Annotated in this window: 9 protein-coding genes; 7 read left to right on the forward strand and 2 right to left on the reverse strand. The window is 63.5% G+C overall.

Annotated features, from left to right (window positions below; all coding sequences use genetic code 11):
* Nucleotides 1–155 precede the first annotated feature (155 nt).
* Nucleotides 156–2,405: a DNA topoisomerase IV subunit A gene (gene parC, locus C5L14_RS15180; protein ID WP_105862890.1), complete on the forward strand. Its 2,250-nt coding sequence runs from the start codon at nucleotides 156–158 to the stop codon at nucleotides 2,403–2,405.
* Between the two features lie 84 nt (nucleotides 2,406–2,489).
* On the opposite strand, the gene C5L14_RS15185 is transcribed toward parC, so the two are convergent.
* The gene (locus tag C5L14_RS15185; RefSeq protein ID WP_181161186.1) at nucleotides 2,490–3,611 is read right to left on the reverse strand and encodes a glycosyltransferase family 61 protein; all 1,122 of its coding nucleotides are present in this window, start codon (nucleotides 3,609–3,611) and stop codon (nucleotides 2,490–2,492) included.
* Between the two features lie 251 nt (nucleotides 3,612–3,862).
* Between C5L14_RS15185 and C5L14_RS15190 the strand changes: the two genes are divergently transcribed.
* The 4 genes from C5L14_RS15190 (at nucleotide 3,863) to C5L14_RS15205 (ending at nucleotide 7,311) form a co-directional block, all read left to right on the forward strand.
* Nucleotides 3,863–4,645, forward strand: coding sequence for a L,D-transpeptidase (locus C5L14_RS15190; protein WP_105863232.1), 783 nt, complete (start codon nucleotides 3,863–3,865; stop codon nucleotides 4,643–4,645).
* Nucleotides 4,646–4,890: 245 nt separating this feature from the next.
* Nucleotides 4,891–5,421 (forward strand): CDP-alcohol phosphatidyltransferase family protein, encoded by a 531-nt coding sequence (locus C5L14_RS15195; RefSeq protein WP_105862892.1) that lies wholly within the window; start codon nucleotides 4,891–4,893, stop codon nucleotides 5,419–5,421.
* A 100-nt stretch (nucleotides 5,422–5,521) separates the two neighbouring features.
* On the forward strand, nucleotides 5,522–6,625 hold the full coding sequence (locus C5L14_RS15200; protein ID WP_105862893.1) for an AI-2E family transporter: 1,104 nt from the start codon (nucleotides 5,522–5,524) through the stop codon (nucleotides 6,623–6,625).
* Nucleotides 6,622–7,311, forward strand: a complete 690-nt coding sequence (locus tag C5L14_RS15205; protein WP_245443399.1) for a hypothetical protein — start codon at nucleotides 6,622–6,624, stop codon at nucleotides 7,309–7,311. The genes C5L14_RS15200 and C5L14_RS15205 overlap by 4 nt, the downstream gene beginning before the upstream one ends.
* Before the next feature lie 33 nt (nucleotides 7,312–7,344).
* Here C5L14_RS15205 and C5L14_RS15210 read toward each other — a convergent pair whose 3' ends face one another.
* On the reverse strand, nucleotides 7,345–9,237 hold the full coding sequence (locus C5L14_RS15210) for a hypothetical protein (RefSeq protein ID WP_105862894.1): 1,893 nt from the start codon (nucleotides 9,235–9,237) through the stop codon (nucleotides 7,345–7,347).
* A gap of 324 nt (nucleotides 9,238–9,561) precedes the next feature.
* Here C5L14_RS15210 and C5L14_RS15215 point away from each other — a divergent pair, with 324 nt between their 5' ends.
* Nucleotides 9,562–11,748, forward strand: a complete 2,187-nt coding sequence (locus C5L14_RS15215; RefSeq protein ID WP_245197438.1) for an RNA degradosome polyphosphate kinase — start codon at nucleotides 9,562–9,564, stop codon at nucleotides 11,746–11,748.
* Nucleotides 11,705–13,336, forward strand: coding sequence for a Ppx/GppA phosphatase family protein (locus C5L14_RS15220; protein ID WP_342588412.1), 1,632 nt, complete (start codon nucleotides 11,705–11,707; stop codon nucleotides 13,334–13,336). The genes C5L14_RS15215 and C5L14_RS15220 overlap by 44 nt, the downstream gene beginning before the upstream one ends.
* Nucleotides 13,337–13,339 lie beyond the last annotated feature (3 nt).

Below are 13,339 nucleotides of genomic sequence, written 5' to 3' on the forward strand. Positions count from 1 at the left end.
CCACTGGACCCAATAAGAAAATATGGGCAATCCATCCGGATAGAACAGGGATGGAACCCTCAATGGCGCTACAATAGCACGTGATCGGGCGATTTGCCCTGTATCATAAGGTCTACGACTTGCTCCGAATCAGGCACTTTCGGTAAGTCAACCGCATGGATGAGATGGACGATCCGCCGGAAGGCGATGGAGTCAGGACGGTCAATCTGCGCGAGGAACTCGAGCAGCGCTACCTTGCCTATGCGCTCTCGACGATCACGCAACGAGCCTTGCCGGATGCGCGCGATGGCTTGAAGCCGGTGCATCGGCGCATCCTGCACGCCATGCGCCTGCTGCGCCTGGATCCCGACCAGGCCTTCAAGAAGTGCGCCCGCGTGGTCGGCGACGTCATCGGTAAGTTTCACCCGCATGGCGACCAGGCGGTCTACGACGCGCTGGTGCGCCTGGCGCAGGATTTCGCCCAGCGCTATCCGCTGGTCGACGGGCAGGGCAATTTCGGCAATATCGACGGCGACAATGCCGCGGCCTACCGCTACACCGAGGCGCGGCTGACCGAGGTGGCCACGCTGATCCTGGAAGGGATCAACGAGGACGCTGTCGATTTCCGCCCGACCTATAATGGCGAGGACGAGGAGCCGGTGGTAATGCCCGGCGCCTTCCCGAATCTGCTCGCCAATGGCGTGCAGGGCATCGCAGTCGGCATGGCGACCTCGATTCCCCCGCACAATGCCTATGAGCTCTGCCAGGCAGCCTTGCATCTGATCGAGAACCCCAAGGCCTCGACGTCGGATCTGCTGCAATTCGTCAAAGGCCCCGATTTTCCCACCGGCGGTATCTGCGTGGAGAGCGCCGGCTCGATCGAGGAAAGCTACCGCACCGGCCGCGGCGGTTTCCGGGTGCGGGCGCGCTGGCACAAGGAAGATCTCGGGCGCGGCACCTGGGTGATCGTGATCACCGAGATTCCGTGGGCGGTGCAGAAGGGCCGCCTGATCGAGAAGCTGGCCGAGCTTCTTGAAGAGCGCAAGCTGCCGCTGGTGGGCGACGTCCGCGACGAATCGGCCGAGGACGTGCGCATCGTCATCGAGCCCAAGTCACGCAATGTCGACGAGGCCGTGCTGATGGAATCGCTGTTCAAGCTCTCGGAGCTCGAAAGCCGCATTCCGCTCAACATGAACGTGCTGGTCGACGGCCAGGTGCCGCGCGTTCTCTCCCTCGGCGAGGCGCTGCAGCAATGGCTTGGGCATCGCCGCGTCGTGCTGGTCCGCCGCTCAAAATACCGCCTCGCGGCCGTCGAGAAGCGCATGGAGGTGCTGGCCGGCTATATCGTCGCTTATCTCAATCTCGACGAGGTCATCCGCATCATCCGCTACGAGGATGAACCGAAGGACGAGTTGATCAAGGCCTTCGATCTGTCGGATGTGCAGGCTGAGGCGATCCTCAACATGCGCCTGCGCAATCTGCGCAAGCTCGAGGAGATGGAGCTTCGGCGCGAGCACGACGATCTCGCCAAGGAGAAGGCCGGCATCGAGAAACTGCTGGCCTCCGAGGCGCTGCAGTGGAAGACGGTGGGCTGGCAGGTCAGCGAAGTCGCCAAGAAGTTCGGCCCGGACACCCCGCTCGGCAAGCGCCGCACCGACATCGATGCGTCCAAGGCGGGCACCATCGATCTGTCGGTGGTGGCCGAGGCGATGGTCGAGCGCGAGCCGATCACCGTGATCGTGTCGGAAAAGGGCTGGATCCGCGCCCAGAAGGGTCATCTCAGCGATCTTTCGGGGCTCAGCTTCAAGGCTGACGACCGGCTCAAGCTCGGCTTCCAGACCGAGACGACGGCCAAGCTTCTCATCCTCGCCACCAATGGCAAGGTCTACACGCTGGAGGCCTCGAAGCTCCCGGGCGGCCGCAGCATGGGCGAGCCGATCCGCCTGATGGTCGATATCGACGAGGGCGCCGACGTCGTCGACGTGTTCGCCTACCAGGGCGGACGCCGGCTGCTGATCGCGGCGACCGACGGACGCGGCTTCCTGGTGCCCGAGGACGATATCCTGGCCAATACCCGCAAGGGCAAGTCGGTCCTGAATGTCGATGCGCCGACGGAAGCCAAGCTGATCGTGCCCGCCATCGGCGACACGGTCGCCGTGATCGGCGAGAACCGCAAAATGCTGATCTTCCCGCTGCACCAGATCACCGAGATGGCGCGGGGCAGGGGCGTGAGGCTGCAGAAATACAAGGATGGAGGCCTCTCCGATGCGCGCGTTTTCGACAAGGCGCAGGGATTGACCTGGAGCGATTCCTCCGACCGGACCTGGACCGTGACCGATCTGGTCGAATGGACCGGAAATCGTGCCGATGCCGGGCGTTTGCCCCCCAAGGGCTTTCCCAAGAACAACAGGTTCACGGGCAAATAAAGCTGCGCGGCTGCTCTCAAGTACTTTGCGGTTTGATTGAAGCCTGTCGGGTCGCAAAGCCTGGCATTGGAGCGCCGGATTGCCTCAGTCCAGCAGAGAGGTCACGCGATCGAGGAAACTCTCAATGTCCTCGAGGCTCGCGTCGATGGACATCGGCCTGCCTGCGGCCGGCCAGAGGCATCCGCGCGTCAGGTAGACCCCTTGCTGCTCGAACGCTTCGCCCAAACGCATCTGGATGGCATTCCAATGCCCGATGCAGCCGATCACGGTTCCCGGCCCGGCAAACACGGAACCATGCAGCGCCGAGCCATATTCGCCGATGAGAGCACAAGCCTGCGACAGCGTTACGATCTGGTCGGCCAGGCTCAGTTCCTCGGGGCGGATGATCTCGAAACCACGCCGCCTGGCTTCCTGCTCGAAGAAATCGCGCTGCGCGAAGGGGCGATTGGCCGAGAGGGCGGGACCGCCGCGTGAAAGGCACAGACGCCGGCGGGCCGCCCCCGAGGCCGGGGCCAGCGACCCGTAGAACTCACGCATATAGGGATGGAAGGTATACTCGCCGGAAAAGCAGAAGGTCGGTATCACCGCGCGCTCGAAGAGCAATCGCTCCTGCCCCGGTGCATAGCGCAGGATGGCGTCCCGGCGGACATTGCAGGCCGCCAGCAGCAAGTCTTCGACCCAGACGGGCGTATCATGCGGCAGCGGGATGACCCACTCCTCGCGCAACGGCGGAAGCAACCGGCTGGCGATGGCAACACGCGGCAGGAATTCAACGAGCCAATGGCCCCAGATGGCGTGACCGGGCCCGGCCACGATAAGGGCGGGGCGGTCGACACGCCTTGCCTGAGCCCGCTCCGCGAAGCGCGATGGAAAGCCTGCATCGGCACGGGCCATGGATAAAGCGACATCGGTGGACAGATTGGCGTCGTCGACAACCTGTCCATCCTGGACGAGGATGCCGGGGCGCCAGACCTCGATGTCGCGCAGCAGGAAGCAGCCGATCGGATCGACCGTCGTTCTCGGTTTCTTCCAATGGAGATCGTAAACCCAGCCTGGCTTGCCGCCTTCACCCAGCAGATGGGCGGGGCGGGCCTTCGCTGCCTCCTGGGACGGACGAAATTCGAGAAAACCACGCCACTCCCGCGCCGCTGCTTCGGCGGAAGGCGAGGCGGCCAGGGCGGATATCGGAACCGTTGCAATACTCATGCTGGCTGCCCTCAAGGCATGGAAGGTGCTTTCGATAAGCAACTCGCGGCCAGTGATCAACATCACGTTCCGCAAGGACGAGCGATCCCATGTGAATACACACTGAACAAAGGGTTAAAAAATAGCGACTTTCTGCCGCTGCCATTGCCACAATTACGCCCGCCGTTTCCGAGATTGTCGCAGCCATCTTGCCTTGCATTGCCCTGCAGGGCGCAACCCCGGGCGTTCTTCCGGGACGTGTGGTTCTCGACATGACGATTGCAAGAAAAGCACTCTTATCCGTTTTTGCCCTGTTGACGATCGCAGGGACGGCCCAGGCCCAGGAGTGGGGCTATCCTCCGGAGGACGGCTATTATCAGGACGACGGCTTCTCCCGTCCGCGCCAGTGGCGGGAACCTCAGCCAACCTATCGGGCGGATCGCAATTTCGAGGAGCCCTATGACTATCAGGAGGATCCCTATGGCTATTATGGCGACCAAGATGGCGATGTGACGCCGGGCCAGCGTCCGCAGCGCCAGGCCTCGATCGATCCCAACAGCATCTCGCCCAATCTCGACCCCGGTGTTAAGGATGACGAGCAGGCCATGCTGGCGCAGTCTCCGATCCCGCGCACGGTGGTGCCCTTCTCCGGCTACAGCCCCGGTACCATCGTCATCTCGACCAAGGAGAAGCGGCTCTATCTGGTGCAGGACGACGGCACGGCGCTTCGATATGGCATCGGCGTCGGCAAGCAGGGTTTCACCTGGAAGGGCACGGAAACCATCAGCCGCAAGGCCGAATGGCCGAGCTGGACGCCGCCCAAGGAGATGATCGCCCGTCGTCCCGAACTGCCCGATCACATGGAAGGCGGCCTCAACAATCCGCTGGGCGCTCGGGCGCTCTATCTGGGTTCCACGCTCTATCGGATTCACGGCACCAACGAGCCGAACACGATCGGCCGGGCGGTCTCCTCCGGCTGTATTCGCATGGCCAATGCGGATGTGATGGACCTCTACCAGCGGGTCGGGGTCGGCACCAAGGTGGTGGTGCTCTAGAGCAAAGCGCGTTCAAGCGTGAACGCTTATTTGCTCCAGCTCATTGTTCTGACGCGTCTTTGCGATTCTAGGTGACTCCGTCTAATCGCAAAACGCTCTAGCACATTGTCTGGACGCGTCGTTTTGATACCTGACCTCACCGTCAAACCGTACGGCGCTCCAGACGGGTGCCAAGGATGCTGGTTGGCCCGGGGATGGCAGCCCCTGGACGTGCCTGCGCTCTCGCGGTTTGCTACGATCCGATCATGACGATACCGAATCTGATCACCATCCTGCGCTTTTGCCTGGTACCGCTGGCGGTGCTGTGCATCACCTCGGGGGCGTGGGGCTGGGCTTTCGTCACTTTCCTGGTCGCCGGCATTTCCGACGGCGTCGACGGCTTCATCGCCAAGCGTTTCGACATGCGCAGTGAATTGGGGGCCGTGCTCGATCCCCTGGCGGACAAGGCCCTGCTGGTCTCGATTTTCGTCACGCTGGGGATCGTCGGAGTGGTGCCCGTCTGGCTGGTGATCCTCACCGTCTTCCGCGATTTCATGATCATCGGCGCCGTGTTGGTGTCCTGGGTCATGAGCCAGCCGGTGCAGATCGCTCCACTGATGCTTTCCAAGCTCAACACCGCAGTGCAGATCGCTTTCGTCGCGTTGGTGCTGTTCGCCAGGGGCACGGGCTGGCCCTTTCCATTCCTGATCGAAGTGGGATCCATCCTGGTCACGCTCTTGACCATTGCCTCGGCTGCCGCCTATCTGCGGCAGTGGCTCAACCATATGGCCGGATGACACTCCCGGCATCGGAAAGCCATCCGCCATCCCAGCCGTTTCGGTCGAGGCTTGTTGGGCCGGGGGAGGACGGTGTGGATCGAGCTTCAGGAGCGAATGGATGAGCCTTCAACGGCAGGTATTCTTCTGGCTCGGTGCGCTGGCCTTGCTCATCGCGCTGATCTGGCTGCTACAGGGTATGATATGGCCCTTCGTCGGCGGCTTGGTGATCGCCTATTTCCTCGATCCCGTCGCCGACAGGCTGGAGAAACTGGGGTTGCCGCGCTGGGCCGCAGCCTCCCTGATCCTGCTCGGCTTCATCTTTCTCATCGTACTGGCAATCCTCCTGCTGGTGCCGATGCTGGGTGAGCAGTTCAACGGCTTGCGCGAGAGGCTGCCGAGCATCGTGGCTTCCATGCAGCGCATTCTGGAGGAGCTCAACCAAAGCTGGCTCGGCGGCCTGCTCAGCGAAAGGCTGCGCGACATCCAGAAATCGCTCGGCGACTATGTCGGGCAGGGCGCGCAGGTCCTTGCCACCTTCGTCTCCTCCCTCTGGTCGGGCAGCCAGGCGGTCATCGGGGTGATCAGCATCCTGATCGTCACGCCGGTGGTGGCGTTCTACATCCTGCTCGACTGGGACCATATGGTGGCGCGTGTCGACAGCTGGTTGCCGCGTGACCATGCCGACGCCATCCGCGGCATTTTCCGTGACATCGATGCCGCCATCGCCGGCTTCGTGCGGGGGCAGGCGACGGTCTGCTTCCTGCTCGGCCTGTTCTACGGCTCCTGCCTGACCTTTCTCGGCGTCAGCTTCGGCTTTCTCATCGGCCTGTGCACGGGCCTCGCCTCCTTCATCCCTTATGTCGGGTCCATCCTCGGCTTCGTGGTCAGCGTCAGCGTGGCGCTGGTCCAGGTCTGGCCGGACTGGCACTTGCCGGTCTATGCCGCCCTGGTCTTCGTGGCGGGGCAGATTCTCGAAGGCTATGTGCTCTCGCCGCGGCTGGTCGGCGGCTCCGTCGGGCTGCATCCCGTCTGGCTGATGTTCGCCCTGCTGGCCGCCGGCAGCCTGTTCGGCTTCGTCGGTCTGCTGATTGCCGTGCCGGTGGCGGCGGCGATCGGCGTCCTGGTGCGCTTTGCCCTCTCGCGCTACCTCGCCAGCCGGTATTATACCGGGCATGTCGGCCAGGATCAGGCCGTGGTGCTGCCATCGGACCCATCGTCGTGACGCTGCCTCGCCAATTGGCGCTCGACCTGCCGCTGCAAGCCTCGTTTGCCCGCGAGGACTTCCTGGTCTCGCCCTCCAACGAGGCCGCCTATGGCTTCATCGAGCGCTGGCCCGACTGGCCGTCCCGCCGTGCCCTGCTGATCGGGCCGAGCGGTTCGGGCAAGAGCCATCTGGCGGCGATCTGGTCCGAGACCGCCGGCGCGGTGACGCTGGCCGGCGCGGCGCTCGAGGAGGAAGGCGTTCCCGTGCTGGTCTCGCACAAGGCGGTGGTGATCGAGGATGCCGGGCGCGGCATCGACGAGACGGCGCTTTTCCACCTGCTCAACCTCACCGGCGAGGCGGGCGCCTCGCTGCTGGTCACCGCCCACGAGCCGCCAGAGCGCTGGGGCCTTGCGCTCCCCGACCTCATTTCCCGCCTGCGGGCGATGACAGCCCTGACCATCGCCACGCCGGACGACGATCTCTTCCGCATGCTGCTGGTGAAGCTCTTCCTCGACCGGCAGCTGATCGTCGATACGAGCCTGGTCGATTTTCTCGTCCGGCGCATCGAGCGCTCTTTCGCTGCCGCACGCCAGGTGGTCGCCGTGCTCGACCGCGAAGGCCTGTCTCGCGGCCGCCGGATCACCAGGGCACTCGCCGCCGAGCTTTTGAAGGAAGTGCTGGCCGCCCCGCCGGAGGATGAGTGAGGCCGGTCGCGATCAGCCGTCATAGCGCGAGCTCTATCGTAGACGGACACACTGGCCGACAGTGTTCATCTGCAGCTGACCGCCGGCGAAAGACGCTGCTCCGACGATATGGAGAGGAGAACTTTGCGTTTTCGTGGTGAGGTCGAACACGAACGGGCCGATACCCCGGATCTCTGCGCCCGACCATTCGCCGCTCTCCATGAACATGCCTTGTCCGGGGGCGGCCGGCATCTCGGCGGGTTCTGTGCTGAACGCACCTTGAAAAGCACGGACTTTCACGCCTGCGGCCGGCAGGAGCTGGAGCCGGGCATGGCAGCTCCACACGCCGGGTGCGAGGGAGAGTATTCCGATATCGCGGGCGATCCGGTCGGTCATGTCGACCGGTGGCGGCGATGTCTGCACGAGTTCGCCGGCAAGGCCCTGATAGAGGGCCGATTGAGCATCCGAAGCGGCCCATGAGAATGCATTGGGCGGCGGCGGCCTGGGGTTGAAGAACTCGGTGAAGAGATTTCCGGCGACGACCACCCCGCTGGTGCCGGCGGTCTTGACGATCATGGCCACCGACGTCTTCAAGCCCCGGTACTCGATCTTGTTGTTTCTAATCTGCACATCCGATGCGCCGGTTCCGTTTGGAATGCCGCAGGAATCGGTGGTGACATTGATCAGAGAGCGAACCTCGAGGGGCTGAGCATTGTTGGAAATCCAGGCTCCCTCGAGACGTACCGTGGAAGCCCGGCAAAAATTGAAGAAGTTCTTGCCGGCCGGCGTCCAGGAACCCGTGGCAGGGTGGATCAGCCAGTTGCCGCCCCTGATGGACAGATGCGAGACCTGCCTTGCGTCGACATGGCCCTCATAGGCGTCGCAAGAGAAATTGTCCGCGACATATTGCAGAGGAGAGTAGCCCTTGTAGTCGGAATCGATCTGGATGCAGGTGCCGACACCCCCGGCCGCCGAATTGATCAGGCTCTGGTCCTCGAGCCCCAGCATCTTCGGAGGATTGGTGGACTGGAAGCGATAGCCGATCCTGTAATGCTGCGTCAGCGTGTTCTGGATGTGATTGACGAAAGTGTTCGTCCCGCGAAACCAGATGCCGGTTCCGGTACTGGCGAGGCCTCTTCGAGAGGCGCCGGCGTGGATCATGCCGCCCTCGATCATGGTGCCTGCCGAGTTGACCAGGATCATGCCGGTGTTGAAGTTGTCGAGGGCGAAGTTGGAATAGGTTCCGTTGACGCCAGGCGTGAATCTCGCGTTGATCCCGACCGTGCTGGTGGAAGCGATGTCGCTGGACTGGAGCCTGATGCCTTGGAGTTCCAGCTTATCTGGTTTCGGAGAGCCCATCAGGCAGTGGTCCCAGCCATTGCTGGCACCGAAACGGAATATGGTGAGTTCCGGACCGGCTCCCTCGAAACGGATGCTCTTGCCGCAGGTGGAACTGATCGGTGTGGAGAAACGGGCAGTCAATGGCCCCAGCCGGAATTTCAGCGCGCCCGGATTCATCTGGATCAGAGAGTTGATGACGGCGCCGTCGATCTCGTCGGAAAGGGCGCGTGCCGCCGGGAGCACCGTCTGCCACTGTGCCAATGACCAGCCAGCGGTGCTCCGGCCGTTCAGAGCGGTGACGCTGGACAAGGGATGGCTCTGTCCGTCGCCCCGAAAACCATAGGATCTGAGGACACGCTCATCGATGTCGCCCTGGTTGCGCAGATTGGAAGGCGTTTCGAAGGCGCCCGTCACCGGGTTGATGCAACCGATGAGGGCGCCTCCATTTTCGTTCGGATTGCCGGAAACGCGCGCCGAGACACATCCCGATGCAGCGGACCGGTCGGTTTGAAACGTTGGGGAGGGATCAGTCTGGGCTGTGGCAATCGCCGTCTGGAAGAGCGAGCCGAGCAATATGAGCGTGGGAAAATGTGCGAGCATGCGCATGCCGGTGTTGCTCCTGGAGCGGACGGATCATTGCGCCCGCCGGGCATGAAAGGCACGAGGGCTGCACGGAAGATGCCTCAAGCCGTCAGGCCGGGTCCAGTTCGTTGGGGCGAGCCCGTGGCGGTTCCACAGGCGGGAGTGCGGAGTTTGCGAATTTTCCCCAGTGTGGCCATTTTATGTGACAGCATTGTCATATAGGCGGCCTAAGCAGGCTTCCCCATGACGGGCGGCGATTCCGATCGGCGGGACCTTGGGCGGCCTGGGACATAGCGAGCGGCATTGACGACCATGACCAGCACGGCACAGACGGCGGAGGAGAGCGCGATGCGAGGCGATGAGGCGCGGGAGGCGGCGCGTGACGTGCTTCCCTCCCAGGATCCGATTGCGTTGCGCGTCAGCCCGGACCGGTTCATCAACCGTGAAATCTCCTGGCTGCAATTCAACCGCCGCGTGCTGGAGGAGGCGTCCAACAAGAGCCACCCCCTGCTCGAGCAGTTGCGCTTCCTGTCGATCTCGGCCAGCAATCTCGACGAGTTCTTCATGGTGCGCGTTGCCGGCCTGATCGGGCAGGTGCGCGAAGATGTGACGGCGCGCAGCCCCGATGGTCTGTCGCCGGCCGAGCAGCTCGTCAAGATCGGCGAGGCTGTGTCCAAGCTCGCCAGCGACCAGCAGAAACGCTGGAACGAATTGCGCGACGACCTGCTGCTGGAAGGTATCGTGATCACCGAGCCGCGCGACCTGTCCAAGGCGGAGCGGGCTTGGCTGGACGATTATTTCCTCAGCTACATCTTTCCCATCCTGACGCCGCTCGCCGTCGATCCGGCCCATCCGTTCCCGTTCATTCCCAATCTCGGCTTCACCATCGCCCTGCAGCTCAAGCGCATGAGCGACGGGCGCATGCTGAACGCCCTGATCCGTGCGCCCCACAAGGTCGAGCGCTTCATCCGCCTGCCGGACTTCGCCGAGACCGGGGCGGCCCGCTACATCACGCTCGAAAATCTGGCGGTGCTGTTCATCGCCAAGCTTTTCCCCGGCTATACCGTGAAAGGGCAGGGCTCCTTCCGTGTCATCCGTGACTCGGATCTGGAAGTCGAGGAAGAGGCGGAAGACCTGGTGCTGCTGTTCGAGACGGCGTTGAAGCAGCGTCGACGCGGCGTGGTGATCCGCCTCGAGATCGAAGCGGGCATGCCCGACAGCATCCGCCAGTTCGTCACCGAGGAACTCGATGTCGCCGATGACGCGGTCTTTCGCGTGGAGGGCATGCTCGCCCTCAACGAATTGTCGCAACTCGTCGGGCTCGATCGCCCGGACCTCAAATTCAAGCCCTATTCGCCGCGTTCGCCCGAGCGCATTCGCGATCACGGGGCCGATGCCTTCGCCGCCATTCGGCAGAAGGACATCCTGGTGCACCACCCCTATGAATCCTTCGACGTGGTGGTGCAGTTCCTCAATCAGGCGGCGCGCGATCCGAACGTGGTCGCCATCAAGCAGACGCTGTACCGCACCTCCTCCAACAGTCCGATCGTCAAGGCGCTTGCCGAGGCGGCCGAGGCCGGCAAGTCGGTCACGGCGCTGGTGGAACTGAAGGCGCGCTTCGACGAGGAAGCCAACATACGCTGGGCCCGCGATCTCGAACGCGCCGGCGTGCAGGTGGTATTCGGCTTCATCGAGCTCAAGACCCACGCCAAGCTCTCGCTCGTGGTGCGGCGCGAGATGGGGCAGCTCGTCTCCTATTGCCATGTCGGCACGGGCAATTATCACCCGATCACAGCGCGCATCTATACGGACCTGTCCTTCTTCACCGCCGATCCGGTGATCGCGCGCGACGTCTCGCGCATCTTCAACTTCATCACCGGTTATGCCGAGCCGGCGGCGTTGGAGCGTATGGCGGTCTCGCCCGTCTCGCTGAAGCAGCGCATCCTCGATCACATCAATGCGGAGATCGAGCACGCCAAGGCCGGCAGGCCGGCGGCGATCTGGGCCAAATGCAACTCGCTGGTCGATACCATGATCATCGATGCGCTCTACACGGCCAGCCAGGCGGGCGTGCAGGTCGATCTGGTGGTGCGCGGCATCTGCTGCCTGAGGCCGGGTGTGCCGGGCCTGTCGGAGAACATCCGCGTCAAATCGATCGTCGGACGGTTCCTGGAGCATGGCCGCATCTATGCCTTTGGCAACGGCCATGGCCTGCCGCACCAGAAGGCGGCCGTCTACATCTCTTCGGCCGATCTGATGGAGCGCAATCTCGACCGCCGGGTCGAAGCGCTCTGCCCGATCCTCAATCCGACGGTGCACGAGCAGGTGCTCGATCAGATCATGATCGCCAATCTTATCGACAATCAACAGAGCTGGAGCATCTTGCCCGACGGGACCGCCGAACGCATAGTCCCGCAGCCTGATGAAGAGCCCTTCAACGCCCACAAATATTTCATGACCAATCCCAGCCTATCGGGACGAGGCAAATCTCTTGAACACAACTCTCCCCGAACGCTCCTCAGCCGCCGACGCTGACACGTTTCCCCATGTCCCGACCACCGACCCGGCGGGACCGAGGCCGGGGCAGCCCGGTTTCGCGCAGGGACGCATCTGCCAGGGGCCGCCGATCGCCACCATCGACATTGGCTCCAACTCGGTTCGCCTCGTCGTCTATGAAGGGCTGACACGCGCTCCGACGGCGGTCTTCAACGAAAAGGTGCTGTGCGGCCTCGGGCGCGGCGTGATGACCACCAAGCGACTCGATCCCGCCGCCGTGGCCAAGGCCTATGCCGCCCTCATACGGTTTCGGGCCTTGTGCGACACCATGGGCGTGAAGGACCTCTATGTCCTGGCGACCGCCGCGGCGCGCGACGCCGAGGATGGCGAGGATTTCATCACCCGCGCCCAGGCGATCTGCCGGACCGAAATCGAGGTTCTGTCCGGCAAGCGCGAGGCGCGCCTTTCGGCCTATGGCGTGATTTCGGGCTTCCACATGCCGGACGGTGTCGTCGGCGACATGGGCGGTGGTTCGCTCGAACTGATCGAGGTGCATGGCCATCGCGCCGGCGCGGGCATGACGACGCCGCTCGGCGGGCTCGCTCTGCAGGACACGTCCGGCCAGTCGGTGCGCAAGGCGGCCAAGATCGCGCAGGACAAGCTGACCAGGGCTGACCCTCTCAAACACCTGAAGGATCGTACCTTCTATGCGGTCGGGGGCACCTGGCGCTCGCTCGCCAAGCTGCACATGATGCAACTCGGCTACCCCTTGCATATCATGCATGGCTACAGCGTGCCCGCGCGCGAGATGCTCGATTTCTGCAAGCTGATCATGCGCGTCGACAACACCACACTGATCGGCAAGGACACCGTCTCCGCCGGGCGTCTGCCTCTGCTCGCCTATGGCGCGGCGGTGATGAGCGAGGTCATCAAGGCCGGCAAGCCGCGCGATGTGGTGATCTCGGCCCAGGGCGTGCGTGAGGGACTGCTCTATTCGCTTCTCGATGAGGAGAGCCGCAAGCTCGACCCACTGATCACGGCGGCCAGCGAGCTCAACATCCTGCGCTCGCGCTCGCCGCAGCATGGCGAAGAGCTGGTGCGCTGGGGCGACCGCTTCATGGCATCGACCCATATCGACGAGACGGCCGACGAAAAACGCCAACGCCATGCCGCCTGCCTGGTGGCCGATATCGGCTGGCGTGCCCACCCCGACTATCGCGGCGAGCAGAGCCTGAACATCATCGCCAACGCCGCCTTTGTCGGCGTCGACCATCGCGGCCGGGCCTATATGGCGGTGGCGAACTATTTCCGCCATGTCGGCCTGAACGAGGAAGAACTCTCCCCGCGCATCCGCGAGATTGCCACGGCGCGCATTCTCGACCGGGCGCGCATCCTCGGAGGACTGATGAGGGTGGGCTATATCCTGTCTGCCTCGATGCCGGGCGTGCTGCCGCGAGCACCGCTCTATGTCAGTCACGGCAAGTTGCTGCTGGACGTTCCTCGTGACCTGGAGGGCCTGGTCGGCGATCGGCTCAACGCCCGCATGAAGGCGCTCGGGCGTCTGATCGGCCGCGAGGCGATGATCCGCATCGTCGATCGGGAGACCGTCACGGTGGCGGCGGAATAGGCG

Origin of the sequence: Labrys okinawensis, from assembly GCF_002982075.1 — a bacterium.
GTDB lineage: Bacteria > Pseudomonadota > Alphaproteobacteria > Rhizobiales > Labraceae > Labrys > Labrys okinawensis_A.

Coding starts and splice junctions, on each gene's coding strand:
- parC (WP_105862890.1), top strand. CDS start 156: ATGGATGAGATGGACGATCCGCCGGAAGGCGATGGAGTCAGGACGGTC.
- C5L14_RS15185 (WP_181161186.1), bottom strand. CDS start 3,611: ATGAGTATTGCAACGGTTCCGATATCCGCCCTGGCCGCCTCGCCTTCC.
- C5L14_RS15190 (WP_105863232.1), top strand. CDS start 3,863: ATGACGATTGCAAGAAAAGCACTCTTATCCGTTTTTGCCCTGTTGACG.
- C5L14_RS15195 (WP_105862892.1), top strand. CDS start 4,891: ATGACGATACCGAATCTGATCACCATCCTGCGCTTTTGCCTGGTACCG.
- C5L14_RS15200 (WP_105862893.1), top strand. CDS start 5,522: ATGAGCCTTCAACGGCAGGTATTCTTCTGGCTCGGTGCGCTGGCCTTG.
- C5L14_RS15210 (WP_105862894.1), bottom strand. CDS start 9,237: ATGCGCATGCTCGCACATTTTCCCACGCTCATATTGCTCGGCTCGCTC.
- C5L14_RS15215 (WP_245197438.1), top strand. CDS start 9,562: ATGCGAGGCGATGAGGCGCGGGAGGCGGCGCGTGACGTGCTTCCCTCC.